The 18054-nt window shown below is 45.6% G+C and carries 15 protein-coding genes and 1 tRNA gene; 14 read left to right on the top strand and 2 right to left on the bottom strand.

From position 1 onward, the window contains the following. Nucleotides 1-148 precede the first annotated feature (148 nt). From HMPREF3034_RS11205 to HMPREF3034_RS11185, 5 genes are all read left to right on the top strand, one after another. Nucleotides 149-1084, top strand: a complete 936-nt coding sequence (locus tag HMPREF3034_RS11205) for a calcium/sodium antiporter (protein WP_062435633.1) — start codon at nucleotides 149-151, stop codon at nucleotides 1082-1084. A gap of 118 nt (nucleotides 1085-1202) precedes the next feature. Beyond that, complete coding sequence (locus HMPREF3034_RS11200) at nucleotides 1203-1925, top strand: queuosine precursor transporter (protein ID WP_036897051.1); 723 nt, start codon at nucleotides 1203-1205, stop codon at nucleotides 1923-1925. Between the two features lie 17 nt (nucleotides 1926-1942). Then, a complete protein-coding gene (gene queF / locus HMPREF3034_RS11195) occupies nucleotides 1943-2425 on the top strand; it encodes a preQ(1) synthase (protein ID WP_036896988.1) in 483 nt (160 codons plus the stop codon). Between the two features lie 22 nt (nucleotides 2426-2447). Then, complete coding sequence (locus HMPREF3034_RS11190; RefSeq protein ID WP_062435631.1) at nucleotides 2448-4667, top strand: patatin-like phospholipase family protein; 2220 nt, start codon at nucleotides 2448-2450, stop codon at nucleotides 4665-4667. A gap of 115 nt (nucleotides 4668-4782) precedes the next feature. Next, on the top strand, nucleotides 4783-6576 hold the full coding sequence (locus HMPREF3034_RS11185; RefSeq protein ID WP_036896984.1) for a DNA polymerase III subunit gamma/tau: 1794 nt from the start codon (nucleotides 4783-4785) through the stop codon (nucleotides 6574-6576). Nucleotides 6577-6649: 73 nt separating this feature from the next. On the opposite strand, the gene asnA is transcribed toward HMPREF3034_RS11185, so the two are convergent. Next, nucleotides 6650-7687: an aspartate--ammonia ligase gene (asnA, locus tag HMPREF3034_RS11180; RefSeq protein WP_062435629.1), complete on the bottom strand. Its 1038-nt coding sequence runs from the start codon at nucleotides 7685-7687 to the stop codon at nucleotides 6650-6652. A gap of 276 nt (nucleotides 7688-7963) precedes the next feature. On the opposite strand from asnA, the gene HMPREF3034_RS11175 reads away from it, so the two are divergent. Then, a tRNA-Arg gene (locus HMPREF3034_RS11175) sits at nucleotides 7964-8037 on the top strand. Between the two features lie 427 nt (nucleotides 8038-8464). On the opposite strand, the gene HMPREF3034_RS11170 is transcribed toward HMPREF3034_RS11175, so the two are convergent. Next, nucleotides 8465-8872, bottom strand: coding sequence for an Hsp20/alpha crystallin family protein (locus tag HMPREF3034_RS11170; protein ID WP_036896980.1), 408 nt, complete (start codon nucleotides 8870-8872; stop codon nucleotides 8465-8467). 525 nt (nucleotides 8873-9397) lie between these two features. On the opposite strand from HMPREF3034_RS11170, the gene HMPREF3034_RS11165 reads away from it, so the two are divergent. The 8 genes from HMPREF3034_RS11165 to HMPREF3034_RS11130 are packed head-to-tail and all read left to right on the top strand — an operon-like array spanning nucleotide 9398 to nucleotide 18043. Next, a complete protein-coding gene (locus tag HMPREF3034_RS11165; protein ID WP_036896975.1) occupies nucleotides 9398-9817 on the top strand; it encodes a PaaI family thioesterase in 420 nt (139 codons plus the stop codon). Next, nucleotides 9810-10886, top strand: a complete 1077-nt coding sequence (locus tag HMPREF3034_RS11160; protein ID WP_062435626.1) for an isochorismate synthase — start codon at nucleotides 9810-9812, stop codon at nucleotides 10884-10886. The genes HMPREF3034_RS11165 and HMPREF3034_RS11160 overlap by 8 nt, the downstream gene beginning before the upstream one ends. Further along, nucleotides 10867-11820, top strand: coding sequence for an NAD(P)H-dependent flavin oxidoreductase (locus HMPREF3034_RS11155; RefSeq protein WP_036896971.1), 954 nt, complete (start codon nucleotides 10867-10869; stop codon nucleotides 11818-11820). Before HMPREF3034_RS11160 ends, HMPREF3034_RS11155 begins: the two co-directional genes overlap by 20 nt. Further along, the gene (gene menD / locus HMPREF3034_RS11150; RefSeq protein ID WP_062435623.1) at nucleotides 11813-13474 is read left to right on the top strand and encodes a 2-succinyl-5-enolpyruvyl-6-hydroxy-3-cyclohexene-1-carboxylic-acid synthase; all 1662 of its coding nucleotides are present in this window, start codon (nucleotides 11813-11815) and stop codon (nucleotides 13472-13474) included. The genes HMPREF3034_RS11155 and menD overlap by 8 nt, the downstream gene beginning before the upstream one ends. 20 nt (nucleotides 13475-13494) lie before the next feature. Then, nucleotides 13495-15186 carry a DUF4153 domain-containing protein gene (locus tag HMPREF3034_RS11145; protein WP_062435620.1) on the top strand — a complete coding sequence of 564 codons (1692 nt, stop codon included), beginning with the start codon at nucleotides 13495-13497 and terminating at the stop codon, nucleotides 15184-15186. A gap of 6 nt (nucleotides 15187-15192) precedes the next feature. Continuing rightward, on the top strand, nucleotides 15193-16020 hold the full coding sequence (menB, locus tag HMPREF3034_RS11140) for a 1,4-dihydroxy-2-naphthoyl-CoA synthase (protein ID WP_062435619.1): 828 nt from the start codon (nucleotides 15193-15195) through the stop codon (nucleotides 16018-16020). A 50-nt stretch (nucleotides 16021-16070) separates the two neighbouring features. Continuing rightward, on the top strand, nucleotides 16071-17096 hold the full coding sequence (gene menC, locus HMPREF3034_RS11135; protein WP_036896962.1) for an o-succinylbenzoate synthase: 1026 nt from the start codon (nucleotides 16071-16073) through the stop codon (nucleotides 17094-17096). Next, nucleotides 17075-18043, top strand: a complete 969-nt coding sequence (locus HMPREF3034_RS11130) for an AMP-binding protein (RefSeq protein WP_062435616.1) — start codon at nucleotides 17075-17077, stop codon at nucleotides 18041-18043. The genes menC and HMPREF3034_RS11130 overlap by 22 nt, the downstream gene beginning before the upstream one ends. Nucleotides 18044-18054 lie beyond the last annotated feature (11 nt).

Below are 18054 nucleotides of genomic sequence, written 5' to 3'. Positions count from 1 at the left end.
ACAAGTAGACAAGATTACAAGATATGAAGCTAATGAATGAGTTGACAAGTAGACGAGTTTGAGTTGACAAATAGATAACTCTTTGTACTCATAAAGATAATATGGAGTTTAAAGAATATCATGTTTTTTACCTAAATTTGCCGACATTATGATACTGAATATCGTTTTTATCCTTGCCGGCATCGTACTGGTGCTGTGGGGAGCCGACCGTTTGACCGACGGAGCCGTGGCTTTAGCCGAGAGAATGAATATCCCTCAAATCGTTATCGGACTCACAATTGTGGCCATGGGAACATCCATGCCGGAGTTTTGTGTGAGTCTTGTATCAGCTCTTAAAGGCACACCCGATTTGGCAGTGGGCAATATTGTGGGTAGCAATATCTTCAATTCACTGCTCATTGTGGGCGTAGCTGCGATGGTCACTCCCATGACTATTTTGCACTCTACGGTGAAAATGGATATTCCGTTTGCGCTCGTGGCAGCTGTAGTACTACTGATGATGTGTATGGACGGTAACATTTCACGCATCGATGCCGGTATTTTATTAGCATTACTTGCTATCTTTATGTATGTGACTCTGAAAGAGGCGAAGGGTGAAAACGGCGCTACGAAAGAAGCAAACCGGCACCCCATGAACGTATGGAAAGCCATAGGATTCTTGCTTCTAGGCTTGGTGTGCTTGATAGTTGGCAGCAACATCTTCGTAGACGGAGCCACCAACGTGGCACATACACTAGGTGTAAGCGATGCAGTGATAGGTTTGACGATTGTTGCCGGAGGAACTTCACTGCCCGAACTAGCCACTAGTGTAGTATCGGCACGCAAAGGCCAAAGCGGCATTGCCATTGGTAATGTGTTAGGGAGCAACGTGTTCAATATCTTGGCCATCCTTGGTCTCACCGGCATCATCTCACCGATGATAATTCAAGGCATCACCACAACCGACTTATCGGTCATGGTAGTGGCAATGATTATGCTGTGGTTGTTCTCCTTCACCAAGTATACCATCGCCCGATGGGAAGGAGCTATCCTCACAGCTACGTTCGTCGGCTATCTGAGTTACTTGCTTTATCAAGTGGTATAAAGCAAGTGCTAAGTTACGATTATCGGACTTTTGCTTGCCTACGTCGCTGATAATGATTAACTTTGCAACCGCTTAAATAAGAACCGAGTGCTTGGTAAACCTCGTAAAAAACAAGAAAATGGAAAAGAAACGTAACATGGTGAGTGTGCTGTTTATGCTTTTCAGCATACTCTTTTGTGTTTGTCTAATTGCGGCAAACGTACTCGAAACAAAGCAAATCGCAGTAGGTCCTTTCACATTACCGGGTGGTTATACCACAGGTGCAATTAGTTTGACCGGTGGACTCATTGTCTTCCCCGTCTCATACATTATTAACGACTGCGTATGCGAGGTGTGGGGCTATGGCAAAGCACGCTTGTTGATATGGATAGGATTTGCCATGAACTTCTTCTTTGTGACGCTTGGTGCACTCTGCGATTGGATTCCCGGTGCTCCATATTGGACCAATGATGCCGGCTTCCACGCCGTGTTTGGCTTGGCACCACGCATCGCTGCCGCTTCATTTACCGCTTTCCTGTGCGGTTCGTTCGTCAATGCTTACGTGATGAGTCGCATGAAAATTTCATCAAAAGGAAAGAATTTCTCTGCTCGTGCCATCCTTAGTACGGTGTTCGGAGAGAGTGTTGACTCTATTATCTTCTTTCCCTTGGCACTCTCAGGAATCGTACCAACCGATGAACTACCCGTGTTGATGATTGGACAAGTGATACTCAAGACACTGTACGAAGTCGTTGCATTGCCGTTAACCATCCGTGTGGTACGCGCTGTCAAGCGACATGAAGGCGAAGACGCCTACGATGATGGTATCAACTACAACGTGTTTAAGTTGTTGAATATCTAAAATGAGATGATCAAAATATGGAAAACCAAGCAATCAAACAACAAGATACACGCGAAGAAGAGGGTTTGCAGGCACTAGGTTCTGCAACCCGCTATCGCATGGACTACGCTCCTGAGGTACTCGAAACATTTCAAAACAAGCATCCGGAGAACGATTATTGGGTGAGATTCAATTGCCCTGAATTTACTTCACTGTGCCCAATTACCGGTCAACCCGACTTTGCCGAGATTCGAATATCCTATGTTCCAGCTGAGAAAATGGTGGAAAGTAAGAGTTTGAAGCTCTATCTATTCAGCTTCAGAAACCACGGTGACTTCCATGAAGACTGTGTCAACATCATCATGAAAGACCTCATTAGGCTCATGAGTCCTAAATATATAGAGGTGACGGGAATCTTTACACCGCGTGGTGGCATTAGTATTTATCCCTATGCTAACTACGGTAGACCCGGAACAAAGTATGAACAAATGGCCGAGCAACGCTTTGCTACTCACGAATAAACACTTTTAAGACCACCATACCATGCGACGATTAACACTACTTTTAGCTCTAACAACTGTATTTACAACCCTATGGGGACAACCCATCAGTGAGAAACGCCCGAAAGTAGCCGTCGTATTGTCGGGTGGTGGAGCCAAAGGTATGGCTCATATCGGTGCTCTCAAGGTGATAGAAAGAGCCGGAATTCCAGTCGACATCATTACCGGTACATCTATGGGAAGCATCATCGGTGGTCTATACGCAGTGGGATACAATGCCCATACGCTCGATTCTCTAGTAAGAAAGCAAGACTGGACGTTCGTTCTTTCGGATAAAGCAGACGTGAGCAGCAGTACACTTGCCAACCGAAAGAAACAAAATACCTATCTATTGACACGCGACATGATCTTCTCAAAACGCTCCGGTAGTGTCTCAGGACTTATCCGCGGGAAGAATCTATCGAAACTTTTTGCTCAACTAACGTCTGCTTATCGTGATTCAATAGATTTCAATAAGCTTCCCATTCCTTTTGCATGCGTGGCTACCAACATCGTAGATAACACGGAATACGTTTTCCATCACGGTGTATTGGCAGAGGCTATGCGCACCAGTATGGCTATTCCGGGAGTGTTTTCTCCAATCAGAAAGGGCAATATGGTGCTGGTTGATGGCGGTCTACGCAACAATTATCCGGTGGATATTGCTCGCGAAATGGGTGCCGACTACGTGATAGGAGTAACCGTTCAAGGCTCACCCAAGACCGCAGACGACCTATCTAACGGTGCAGCTGTAATCAGTCAGATAGTAGCTGTGAACTGTAAAAACAAGTACGATGAGAATATTGCCAACACCGATGTGCTCATCAAGGCCAACATCAGCGGCTATTCAGCTGCCAGTTTTACCCACGCAGCCATCGATACATTGATAGCACGAGGTGAAGCAGACGCCTTAAAACACTGGGATGAATTGCTGGCTTTGAAGGCTAAGTTGGGGCTTTCAGCTGATTATCAGCCCACTGCCAAGCCTTTACAACATGCCTCTCCCCTGCCCGAACGAATGAAACTAGGCAGTATTACCTTTGAGGGTGTGGATGCAGCAGACCGTAATTACCTTGAACGACAGTACAGATTAAACCATCGCGACAGTATCTCGATGGGCTATATGGAGAAAGTTGTGAATACAATGCGGATAGACTTGTACTACGACGATGCCTATGTGGACTATCAACAAGCGGGCGATAGCTACAACATACACGTCGTTGCAAATGCCAAGAAAGCTACGAAACTGAATTTAGGAGTACGTTTCGACACCGAAGAAATCGTAGCTTTGCAAGCTAATGCAGGCTTTTTCGTCAAGAGCAAAAACGTTCCTATGACTGCCGACTTCACCATGCGACTCGGCAAAAGAATCATGGGAAGGGGTGATTTCTCGATTCATCCATACGCTTGGGGACGCATGATGCTCTCCTATATCTTCCAACATAACGACATCAATGTGAACGAACGGGGAAACAGAATCTTTAATGTCACCTACAATCAACACTCCGTTTACCTAAATGTATTCGACTTTAATATTCGCAATTTCAACGTTACCATAGGTCCACACTTCGACTATTACTCCATTCACGACATCCTGTCAAACCAAGATATCGTTTCCGATTTCTCGACAGTACACCATCTTCATCTCCTAAGCTACCATGCCCATGTGACTTATAACTCCGAAAACAATTGGTATTTCCCATCTCATGGTGCCAATATGGAGGCCGGATATGGGTATTACACCGATAATTTTGCACACTATAATGGGCATATTGGCTTCAGCGCATTGAATGCTTCATGGCGCTGGGCATTCCCTTTGACCAACCGATTAACCCTACAGCCCATGCTCTACGGACGGTTGTTATTCGGTTCAAACATCCCCGGTGTGAAACGAAATACCATCGGTGGCGACTGGAACTCCCATTACTTTGACCGCCAAATGCCCTTTGCCGGCATGGGATATGTGGAATTTACCGACAACCAATTCATCGGTTTGCAACTCAAACTACAACAACGCATCGCTGACAACAACTATGTGATGCTGAAAATAACAGGGGCACAGCATGCCGAAAAGTTGAGAGGATTGCTCGACCGTGGTCCAATGATGGGTTATCAAGCCTCATATTACTACAACAGCATGCTTGGACCACTCGGCGCAAGCCTTGGTTTCGCGAGCAAAACCAACCAATTCTATTTCCATATCAACCTCGGTTTTGTATTTTAAACCGGCATCTTTCCCTTATCATTTCAAAGAGTCGGCATCTTAATCTCGCACTATATTGCCGACTTTTCAGATAAAAATGGTATCTTTGCAGGACACTGTAAAACCTAAAAACGAGATGGAAGAATACATCGTTTCGGCGCGTAAGTACCGTCCTATGAGCTTCGATTCTGTGGTAGGTCAATCTGCTTTGACCACCACATTGAAGAATGCGGTAAAGAGCGGTAAGCTTGCACACGCCTATTTATTCTGTGGTCCGCGTGGTGTGGGGAAGACTACGTGTGCCCGTATCTTCGCTAAAGCCATCAATTGCGAGCATCCACGCGAGGACGGGGAAGCTTGTAACGAATGCGAGAGTTGCCGTTCGTTCAATGAACAGCGTTCGTATAACATCTTCGAACTGGACGCAGCAAGTAATAACTCGGTCGAGAATATTAAGGCTTTGATGGAACAAACGCGCATTCCCCCGCAAGTTGGACGCTACAAAGTGTTCATTATTGACGAGGTACACATGCTCAGCACGGCAGCTTTCAACGCCTTCTTAAAGACATTGGAAGAGCCCCCTTCACACGTCATCTTTATCCTTGCGACAACTGAGAAGCACAAGATTCTACCCACAATCTTAAGCCGTTGCCAGATATACGACTTCGAACGGATGAGCGTTTCCAATACCATCAATCACTTGAAGATGGTTGCCGAGAAAGAAGGAATCACCTACGAAGAGCGTGCACTGGAAATTATTGCAGAGAAAGCTGATGGCGGTATGCGCGACGCACTGTCTATCTTCGATCAGGCTGCAAGCTTCTGTATGGGAAACTTGACGTACGACAAGGTGCTCGAAGACTTGAATGTGCTCGACACCGAGAACTATTTCAAGGTGATAGACTTGGCTCTTGAGAACAAAGTGAGCGACATTATGGTGCTGCTCAACAGCGTTATCAGCAAGGGATTCGACGGTGGTAACTTCATCATAGGGTTAGCCAGTCATGTACGTAATGTACTAATGGCCAAGGACAACCAAACCATTCCACTGCTTGAAGCGAGCGAACAACAGCGTAAACATTACCAAGAACAGGCAGCCAAATGCCCTACTCGATTCTTATACAACGCCTTGAAGTTAATGAATCAATGCGATATCAACTACCGACAAAGTAGTAATAAGCGTCTATTGGTGGAACTTACGCTGATTCAAGTGGCTCAACTCACGCAGCCAGCCGACGAAGATGCAGGCGCGGGGCGTAGCCCTCACAGATTAAAATCCCTGTTTAAGAAATTAATTTCTTCCACACCTAAACCGGCATCGCAGGTGGCCGGGGTTGGAACGAATACCGGTGGAGCATGGCGTACAGACAGAGCAAAAGTGGCAGCACAGCTCCATAACGAGCCACAAAAGCCCACAGAAGCTCCCCATGCAGCCACAGAAAGTGCATCTACAGTCCAAAAGCCGCGCCTTAAACTTAACAAGTTGGGCTTCACATTTAAGGAATTGAGAAACGGTCCGGACAAGGTAGCCGAACAAGAAGTCACAATTACCAACAGCGGCGAGAACAATGAGTTCAGTCAAGAAGACTTGGAATTGCAATGGTTGTCTATGTGTAACCGCATGCCACAATCGATGACAGGCATGGCTTCGCGCATGAAGAACATGCGACCACGCATCACCGACTACCCCAACATCGAAGTTATCGTAGACAATCAGATACTCTTGAATCAGATACAAGATATCAAGCCACGTATCAAAGTGACGATAGCCAAGGCGTTGCACAATGGAAATATAGACCTAAGTCTACGTTTGGCCAAAGCCGAAGAGGTGACCAAGATATTGACAAAACGCGAAATCTACGACGAAGTGCGGCGCAAGTATCCGGCGATGGAGAAACTACGAGTGGCACTCGACCTAGAATTGACTTAGCTAATATCGCTGCATACAAAACGCGAACAATCTCATCAAAAGATTGTCCGCGTTTGTTTTATATTCTCACAGTTTAAATAAGAGGCATCCCAACCTGCTTACATTCCTCGCGCATTGACTCAGGCCAAATGCTAGCTTGGATTTCTCCGATGTGCGCTTTGTGCAGCATCACCATGCAAAGACGACTCTGTCCGATACCGCCACCAATGCTCAACGGCAGTTGATCGGTTAATAATTGATGGTGGAAGTAAAGTTTCTCGCGGTCTTCCTTACCCTCTATTTCAAGTTGACGCTTTAAGCTTTCTTTGTCAACACGAATACCCATGGATGACAACTCAAAGCTACGCCCTAGCACCGGATACCATATTAATATGTCACCATTCAACCCCGGCATACCATTCTCGCCCATGGTAGACCAGTCGTCATAGTCGGGAGCACGCCCATCGTGCTTCTCTCCATTACTCAACTTGGCACCAATACCGATGATAAACACGGCTCCATACTTCTCACAGATAGCATCTTCGCGCTCTTTTGGTGTCTTATCAGGATACATTTGCATCAGTTCCTCGCTATGTACGAAGTGAATATCTTCGGGTAGGAAAGGTTTTAACTGCGAATAAGTCTCACATGCCAAATACTCAGTACGCAAGATGGCCGCATAGATTCGGCGCACCACATTCTTCAAGAATGCCACATTGCGCTGCTCTTGAGTCACGACAGCTTCCCAATCCCACTGGTCTACATAGAGCGAGTGTAAATTATCCAATTCCTCATCGGCGCGAATGGCATTCATATCCGTATAGATACCATAGCCCGGTTCTATTTCGTATTCGGCCAAAGCCAACCGTTTCCATTTGGCTAATGAGTGTACCACCTCTGCTTGAGCATCCCCTAAGTCTTTCACAGGGAATGCCACCGGGCGCTCAACACCGTTCAGGTCGTCATTAATACCAAGCCCTTTGAGCACGAAAAGCGGTGCCGTGACGCGGCGCAGACGCAGTTCCGTGGCTAGGTTCTGTTGGAAAAACTCTTTAATGAGTTTAATACCCTGCTCGGTTTGTCTCATATCGAGCAATGCCTTATACCCCTCCGGTTTGATTAGTTTACCCATATCTTTTTCTTTTATCTACTCTTTTTACGTTGCAAAGATAAGAGTTGTATAGCAAAAACACAAGTATTATCACTACAATTTTCGCAAAAAGACAGAAAAACTTTTCTATTTCTATCTTTTTGTATCAACAAAAACACATAATTACTGTTTTATGTTAGCCATTTATTCGTTTTTGGTTTACGTTATGATACTATCCATTTTGCCTTTCCGCTTTTTCAGTATTGGGATTTGGGTAATTCATTTTTTTTCTCTACTTTTGCAACGTTATCGCATCTAGGTCCCGTAGCTTAGCTGAATAGAGCGTCAGATTCCGGTTCTGAAGGTCTTGGGTTTGAATCCCAACGGGATCACATATAACCTCAACGAGGAATTCTCCAATATGGAAGATTCCTCGTTGTTGCATTTTCTACTGTTTCCTTTTTATCCATCAACAAATCTATTTGACAATTCAAACCTGTCTACATAGCTTCTCGACAACTTGTTAACTAGCCTACTGCAAAGGCTCGGCAATTTTGCTGTCTCGACTCTGCAGCAATGCTGTTTGGGCTTTGCAGCAATGTTGGGGAGTCATTGCAGCATCCTCACCCAAACTCTCTTGTAGGGAAAGGGGGATACCTTTCCTATCGTATGAATAGATATATTATCTGAAAGACTAAACTACCAATAAAATAAAAGAGGCGATGCCACAGCACCGCCTCTACAATCTATAACTATTTACCACATCTCTTTCCCTATTAATGGAAAGTTGCTTTACCTATTGAAAATTCTTTGGAGCCATTATCCAATCTCAATCTGACGAGCAATTTTCTGCTCTTCATGCTTAACCTTGGGTAATTCCACAGTCAGCACACCGTCGTTCACGCGAGCCGAAATCTTCTCTTTATCCACGTCATCGGGCAAGATAAGCGTCTGCTCATACTTAGCGTAAGAGAACTCACGACGTAGATAATGCTCCTTTTCTTCTTTGACATTGCGCTTGTTTTCCATCTTGATGGTAAGGTCGCCGTCGGCATTGATATTTACGTCGAAGTCTTCCTTGCGCAAGCCCGGAGCTGCGAGTTCTACTGTATACTGAACATCTGATTCCTTCACATTGATGGCCGGAGCTGTCGCGTTGGCCTTTGGCATATCTACGTTGTTAAAGAAATCATTGAAAACAACTGGTAACCATGAATTTCTGTACATCATAATCTTATCTCCTTTACTTTAATTTGTTCTTGTTATTGAATCTATAAAGCAGGGTGCAAGTTATATACCAAATAGCAAAGCAAGACATATTGACAGCGCGCTGTGTCAATATGGCATTATGTTTGAATCGTATTTTCCTTTTATATACACCATCAACGATATGTAGGGCTGTCTTATCAGACAGGTTTTATCTCCATTCCATCTTCCCGGAAGTTTCCGCTTCGCTCCAACATCCGGCTATTATAAAGGGTTGCCTTACAGGCAAAGAATACGGATAAAACGCATTGCAAATGATAGATTCTGAACTTTTAGCATCGGCATATCATTAAGATAAATAGATTGTTGAGCGCAAAGATAAGTATTATTCTGTAGCCCACAAGCACTTATATCAAATATTCCACCATTCCATTACCATGAAAATTCCAACTTGGTCAAACTTACTATGTATACAGTTCTTCAACTCTCGTTATTTGGAATTCTTATTCTGTTTTAGTATCTTTGCGATGATAATGAATAATAACTATGGATATTGAAAAGACAAAAGAAATAAGAGGGAACGAACCGGGACTCTCCCAAACATTGGGAATGGAGTTTTTTTCTACCCCGGAACCTGATACTGTAATGGCTCGCATGAAAGTAGACGATCGCAACAAGCAACCCTTCGGTTTCCTAAGTGGCGGTGCTTCGTTGGCATTGGCCGAAAATCTGGCCGGTGTAGGCAGCATGGCTCTCTGTCCGGGCAAGATATGTGTGGGTATCAACGTGAGTGGAAATCACGTGAAGGCTGTTGCTTACGGTGGATGCGTAACAGCATTGGCCCGCATCAAAAGCAAAGGACGAACACTACATGTATGGAATATAGACATCACAAATGATGATGGTGACCTCATTTCGACCGTACAGGTAACCAATTATATAATGACGCCACGCAAGCATGAATAGTTTTGCGCTCTACCGACTACCACACTTCCACCATTATATAAAGGTGGTACAACACGGTGGACAACCGTTGGAACTATCATCGGTTGCCGACTTGAATGGGCGAAAAGGTTTTGTATTGGCTCCTTTCTCGCCTACACCGAGTCACCCAATCCTACTCTTACAACCTGACGAAGTTGAGCAAATAGAGTTCCCAATCGGGACTCATAATCCCTACAAGCACTTAGAGAATGCGGAGAACGAAGAGGACAAGAAGCGATATGCAACCATATTTGAACGTTTCCACGAGCAACTAGAGCATGGAAACTTCAGAAAAATAGTACTTGCCCGCTCCTCTGAAATCAACCTACAAAGCAGCCTTCCGGCTGAAGAACTATTTATCCAAGCATGCCAACGCTATCCTCATATGATGGTGGTATTGGTATATACACCTAAAAGTGGTATGTGGTTGATGGCTACACCGGAAATTTTGCTCAAGGGAGACGGACTTGAATGGCACACCATGGCACTGGCCGGAACCATGCAACTAGACGCTTCGCAAATGGATTTCGACAATCCGCCTCATCCCGGAGAGGCTGAACAGATACGCTGGAGCCAAAAGAATATACAGGAACAACGCTATGTGGCACGCTATATAGAAGATTGTCTGCGAAAATACGGAGCCGAATTCAACGAGGAAGGTCCATATACTACGCGTGCAGCCAATCTTGTGCATCTGCGCAGCAACTTCCACTTTAGATTACCACAAACAAAGAAACTGGGAGAATTGTTGGACAGCCTGCACCCCACACCGGCCGTATGTGGCATTCCGAAAGATATATGCAGGCAATTCATCATTGACCACGAGGCGCATCCACGTGGCTATTATAGCGGTTTCGTAGGCCCGATAGACACGCAGGGAGAAACCCATTTATACGTATCGTTGCGCTGTATGCAGATACAAAACAATCAATATCGCCTCTATGCCGGGGGCGGTTTGTTGGCCGACAGCATTTGCGAACAGGAATGGAAAGAGACGGAAGCAAAGATGGACACAATGAAAGGATTACTATATGACAACACAACAGAATAGAATTACCGACCTTTTCGGTATTCAATATCCCATCATCCAAGGTGGGATGGTATGGTGTAGCGGTTGGCGACTAGCCTCAGCCGTGAGCAATGCCGGCGGATTGGGGCTGCTGGGAGCCGGTTCCATGCACCCCGACAAGTTGTTAGAACACATCCATAAGATGCAAGACGCCACCGAAAGGCCATGGGGAATCAATGTACCACTGATGTATCCGCAGATAGAAGAACTCATGGATATCATCATTCATGAGGGAGTTAAGATTGTGTTTACATCGGCCGGAAGCCCTAAGAAATACACTTCAAGACTACACGAAGCAGGCATCAAGGTGGCTCATGTAGTCTCTAGTAGCAAGTTTGCACGCAAATGTGAAGAAGCAGGAGTAGACGCTGTGGTGGCCGAGGGATTTGAAGCTGGCGGACATAATGGTCGTGAGGAATCGACCACCATAACACTATTACCTCTAGTACGACGTGCTACGACGTTGCCACTGATAGCTGCTGGAGGTATCGGAAGCGGACAAGCCATGCTCGCAGCCCGTGCTTTGGGTGCAGAAGGTGTACAGATTGGAACGCTCTTCGCCGTATCGAAAGAGAGTTCTGCGGCCGATAGTTTCAAACGCAAGTGCCTTTTATTAGAAGAAGGCGACACCATGTTGGCCTTGAAAAAACTATCTCCTACCCGATTGGTTCGCAACGATTTGTATGCACGTATTGTCGAAGCAGAAGACCGTGGAGCCTCAGCTGAGGAATTACACGAACTCTTAGGCAAAGCAGCATCGAAACGTGGAATCTTCGAAGGCGACATAGAGAACGGAGAATTGGAGATTGGACAGATTGTAACATCGATTCAAAAGATAGATTCTGTGACCGACATCATGAGTCGACTCATTCGGGAATACGATGTTGCACGTCAACAAATCATAGATAATGTATAGCAACAAAGAAAACATCAACATACTCACGGCTCTGTTAATAGAGCACGGTGTGAGACATGCCGTGGTTTGTCCGGGTAGTAGGAATGCCCCCATCGTACACAATCTCGACGTCTGTCCACAGATAGAGTGCTTCCCCGTGACCGACGAAAGGTCGGCTGGATTCTATGCTTTGGGCATTGCCCAATATACAAACCAGCCAACTGTGGTATGTGTAACATCGGGTACAGCACTCTTAAACGTATTACCGGCTGTGGCAGAAGCCTACTATCAGCATGTTCCTATCATCATAATATCGGCCGACAGACCCTTAGCTTGGATTGACCAACAAGACGGTCAAACCCTCCCACAAGCCGATGCGTTGGGAAAATTCGTCAAGAAGGCAGTGTCACTTCCCGAACCTCACGACGCAGCAGAGCATTGGTTATGTAATCGATTGGTCAATGAGGTATTGATAACATGCAAGAAAGGCGATGGCACACCGGTACATATCAACGTACCGATTAGCGAACCGCTATTCGATTTCAGTACCGAAAGCCTACCTACAGAGCGGGTATTCCGGCTAGACGAAGGTACAGAAGCCATGGAATGTTACCAAAGTTTGGAAAGGGAATTCCTAAATTCGCAACGCCCCATGATTGTTATTGGGCAAATGGATCGCTTCAATGCCTTTTATCTCGAAGACTGTTTGAATCGTTTACGCGACCATATCACGGTGATATATGAAAGTCTTTCCTTTGCTCCGGCCTTACATATAGATAAGGTATTGGGCATTGTGGAACAGGAAGAAGATTATAGCCCCGATGCCATCTTGTACGTTGAAGGAACACTGGTGAGCAAAAAATTGAAGCAATTCTTGCGCCGTGCCACCACGGCCAAGACTTGGACAGTGAGTCGAAGTGGAGACATTTATGACACATTCCAAAACTTATACCGCGTCATAGAGGGTCGGACGGGATATATACTAGACAATATAGCCGCAGCCATCGAACGCAAACAAAAGTTCGAAGATGGCCTTCCAAATCATGAATTCCATACCAAATGGCAGAAAGTATTTGCAAAGGTGGCAAACGAAACAAAACTTTTAAATCCAAAATATTCGCAGGTAGCCGTGGTCAAGGAATTCTGTAAGCAATTGTCTGGGGCCGACTCGTACCATCTGCACGCCGCCAATAGTATGTCGGTAAGGTTGGTCGATATGTTTACAGAGACATATGTGAGTTGCAATCGGGGCGTCAACGGTATCGAGGGAAGTCTCTCCACTGCTGCCGGATTCTCATTAATAGCCACTCTCCCCACCTATTGCGTGATTGGAGATCTAAGCTTCTTCTATGATTCCAACGCTCTTTGGAATCAAAATCTGCACGGAAATTTCCGAATACTATTACTGAATAACGGGTGCGGAGGAATCTTTAATAAGTTCTCCGGACTACAAAACAGCCCTGCCAAAAAGCCACTGGTAATGGCTTCCCATCGCACTTCAGCCAAAGGATTGTGCCAAAGTTACGGTATCGAATATCGTGCTATTCATAACCTAGAGGAACTGAATGGCACGGCTATGCAGGAGTGGATGACCTCTGACTTTGACCGTCCGTCGCTCTTAGAAGTATTCACCGATGCCGAGACAGATACTCATGAATTTGCCAAATACGTTTAACTCATTTGATTAATAACACTATGTTTAAGAATCTATCCATCCAAACTATCAAGGAAAATCTGCTGGCTGGATGCCAACGGTTTCCCATTGTAATCCTCTTTGCCGTCTTATCGGCCATGGGATGTTGCTATCTGAACCATCTAGACGGCACCTTTACAGCTCAATCTACCACTCTCTTTGTCTACTATCCCATCACAGCCATGCTCTTGGCCTTGGTATTAAGGCTATGGAGCGAGGAAGTAAAAAACCGTGAACTGAACATAGCCATACAGGTAATGCTGCATATCGGGTGGTTCGGACTGGTCTTTTGGCTCTCCAACTGCATGCCGGGCGATATGATAGAAGCTACAACTATGATAGCTTTAGTACTTGTACTGGTAGTCATGATATTCATTGTATCGTTCTTGAAACGGAAAAACGAACTCGGATTATGGAACTTTACATATCGCTTATTGATAGGACTTATCATCTCAGGACTTGCTGCTACCGTGCTTATGGCAGGTATTCAACTTCTGATAGAGGCTTTCGTACAACTCTTCGGATTCGATATAGGTTGGCTATATAGAGTAGATATTATCTTTACATGTTACACTTTCATACTGCCACTTATCTTTTTACAATTCATTCCCGAACAAGATAAGAAGCACAATGAGTCGTCTACAGGTCTCTCTTCGGTATTATTAGGCATCGTACATTACGCACTCGTGCCTCTACTTCTTGCCTATTTCCTTACACTTTACGGTTATACCATCAAGATTTTAGTAGCTTGGCAATTACCAAATGGTTGGGTTTCATGGTTGGTAACAGCAATGATGCTGGGTACAATGGCTATTATGGCATTGCTATATCCTTCACAATTCCAAGAAGGAAAGAAGTTTGATAAGTCTCTTTTACGCTGGTTGCCGGTAGCAGCACTTCCCCTTTTGATGCTAATGTCCATCGGTATCGGCCGTCGACTCAGCGATTATGGCATTACGGTGGCACGCCTTTATATACTCACATTCAACATTTGGTGCTATGCGGTGTGCCTTTATCTCATTCTAAACAGGAGTCGTCGTATGCTTCTTATACCTGTTTCGTTTGTCATAATAGCCTTGCTAAGTTCGGTAGGCCCGCAGAGTTATGCCAATATCACGCTACATTCCATGAAGAATCAAGTGAAACAAATACTTACCAAAGCACCCAACGTGAAGTTACCCATCACTAAAAAAGCACTTGGTAAGTTTATAAAGACCTTGTCTAAAGAGGAAAAACAAGTATTGATAGATAAAGGTAGCTATCTGACAGAGAACTACCGAGCAGAACAACAAGAAGAATTGTGGAATAAAAATAGTATCCCTTATTTCTTCTGGTACGACTTTACAGAGGGAGATAACGTCGCCAATATCAATAGCTACAACGTAGATACCCTTATAGAGAAACCAACAATCCTTCCCAACGGTTACAAATCGTTTGTCTATATAACGAACGGAAACTGCACTATCAAGAAGACAGAGGGCGACAATATCATCACCACAGTAAAGGCTAACGACAAGAAATACGACCTTACCTTCTCTAAAAAAGAGTTGGAAGCGGCTGCCGAGAACCAAAAGAACGCCCAAATCCATGCTACAGGAGATAACATGTTGCTGCTCGTTAACTACCTTTACTTCAATATCAAAGACGAAGTGACAGACATATCAAGCATCCAAGGAATACTATTTATCAAATAACAAACAATGAAAACAAGAGAATGGAAAAAGATAGAAGGGTTTGATTTCAAGGAAATCCTCTTCGAAATGTACAATCATATTGCCAAAATCACCATCAACCGCGAACGTTATCGCAATGCCTTCACGCCTCTAACAACGTGGGAAATGAGTCAGGCATTCAGCTATTGTCGGGAGAGTAGCGAAGTCAGAGTGGTCATCTTGACCGGCGCAGGAGACAAAGCGTTCTGCTCAGGTGGCGACATGCACGTGAAAGGACGCGGTGGTTACGTGGGAAACGATGGTGTTCCACGCCTCAATGTACTCGATGTACAAATGCAAATTCGTCGTTTACCGAAGCCTGTCATAGCCATGGTGAACGGCTATGCCATTGGTGGCGGACACGTTTTACACGTGATGTGTGACCTCACCATTGCCAGCGAGAATGCCATTTTCGGCCAAACTGGTCCTAAAGTAGGCTCGTTTGATGCCGGTTTCGGAGCTTCTTACTTAGCCAGAATGGTTGGTCAGAAGAAAGCAAGAGAGATTTGGTTCCTCTGTAAACAGTACACCGCCGAGGAAGCAGAGCGTATGGGCATGGTGAACAAAGTGGTTCCTTTCGACCGCCTGGAGGACGAATGTGTGGAGTGGGCAGAATTGATGATGGAGCGTAGTCCGCTTGCCTTGCGCATGATTAAGGCCGGACTGAACGCCGAACTTGATGGTCAAGCGGGCATACAAGAACTTGCCGGCGATGCCACCATGCTCTATTATACGATGGATGAAGCTCAAGAAGGTGGCAAAGCCTTCCTAGAGAAGCGCAAACCCAACTTCGAACAATACCCGATTTTACCTTAAAAGCCCCACTTTAGCCCTCCCCAAAAGGGGAGGGAAAACCACTTTATCACATGCAACTTACCATTACGCACAAACAACTACACTTCAAACAGCCAGCAGGAACATCAAGGGGAGTATACACTACCCACGATATTTGGCTGCTCAATGTTACCCATAACGGTGTGACGGGTATCGGAGAGTGTGCTCCACTGCCCGATTTAAGTTGCGATGCCAGCCCCGAATACGAGAAAACATTGCGCGAAGTATGCCGCTTAGTAGAAACTACGGGCAGCATACCTTTTGATATGTTGCGCCCTTATCCATCTATCCTCTTCGGTTTAGAGACTGCTTTCGCCCAAATAGCAGCCGGTGGAAGCCTCAATTTCTTCAACACGCCATTTGGCAAAGGAGAAGAAGGCATCACCATCAATGGACTGGTGTGGATGGGAACTTTCGATGAAATGTACCACCGTATTGAACAAAAGCTGGAGCAAGGTTTCCACTGTGTGAAGCTCAAAATCGGTGCGATAGACTTCGAACAAGAGTTGGCACTCATCCAACATATCCGCCGCCACTTCTCTAAAGAACAAATAGAACTACGCGTAGACGCCAACGGTGGATTCACACGCGATAATGCTATGCAGCGATTAGAACAATTATCACGCTTCGACATCCACTCCATCGAACAGCCCATTCGGCCACATCAATGGGCAGAAATGGCTAAACTTTGCCGCAATACGCCCTTACCCATCGCACTGGATGAAGAACTTATCGGCGTGAATATACCTGAAATGAAAGCCGAACTGCTCGATACCATCCGGCCACAATACATTATTCTGAAGCCGACGCTACACGGTGGCATGCGCGGAACGGAAGAATGGATTCAACTGGCACGCCAACGAGCCATCGGTTCGTGGATGACAAGTGCATTAGAAAGCAATATAGGACTAAACAGCGTAGCCCAACTAGCTGCCAAAATATACGGTTCCAACATCACCATGCCACAAGGATTGGGTACAGGACAGCTTTTTACTAATAACATCGACATGCCAATAGAGATAAGAGGAGAACAACTATGGTGCTTGAAGAATTCTTAGCCGAATGGCATAACGACAATGATAAGGTACTCGTACATACCAGTGGGTCGACCGGCAAACCCAAACCCATGTGGGTAGAAAAGCAGCGTATGCTCAACAGTGCACGCATTACGTGCGATTTCCTAGGTTTAAAAGCTGGTGACACTGCTCTCCTCTGCATGCCATTAGACTACATCGCCGGCAAAATGGTAGTCGTACGTAGCCTCGAACGCCATTTAAAACTCATCACTGTCGAGCCATCTGGCCATCCTCTCAAAAGCCTTAAAACGCCTCCAACCTTTGCCGCGATGGTACCCATGCAAGTGTACAACAGCCTGCAAGTGACCGAAGAAGCCGAATGTCTACGCGGTATACGGCAATTAATCATAGGCGGTGGAGCCATCGACGATGGGCTTGCCAACGCGCTCAAAGACTTTCCCAACCACGTATGGAGTACTTATGGTATGACCGAAACCCTCTCGCATATCGCTTTACGACGCCTCAATAATCCACAAGCCAGCACGTGGTACGAAGCTTTCGACACTGTCACCGTATCGCTCAACAGCGATGGTTGTCTCGTCATAGACGCTCCGCAGGTTTGCAACAAACCACTCGTCACCAACGACTTGGCCGAACTTTCACCCGACGGACAACGGTTCCGCATCCTTGGACGACGAGATAACGTGATTGATACAGGCGGTATCAAAGTACAAATAGAAGAAGTTGAATCCGCACTGAAGCCCCATCTCAACGTTCCATTCGTCATTACGAAACGGCCGGACGAGAAGTTTGGCGAGATTATCGTACTACTGACAGAGTCTAAAGACATGCAGCAAGTGGCTCGAATATGCCAGCAAGCGCTGCCCAAATACTGGCAACCCAAGGTTATCAAGACCATAGAGCATGTTCCAACAACCGAAACCGGCAAGCCGGCACGTAAAGAAGCCGAGTTATTAGCAAGCATCTAATAACTCGGCTT

The organism is Prevotella sp. DNF00663, from assembly GCF_001553265.1.
Lineage (GTDB): Bacteria > Bacteroidota > Bacteroidia > Bacteroidales > Bacteroidaceae > Prevotella.
This window is presented reverse-complemented; position numbering and strand designations above follow the sequence as displayed.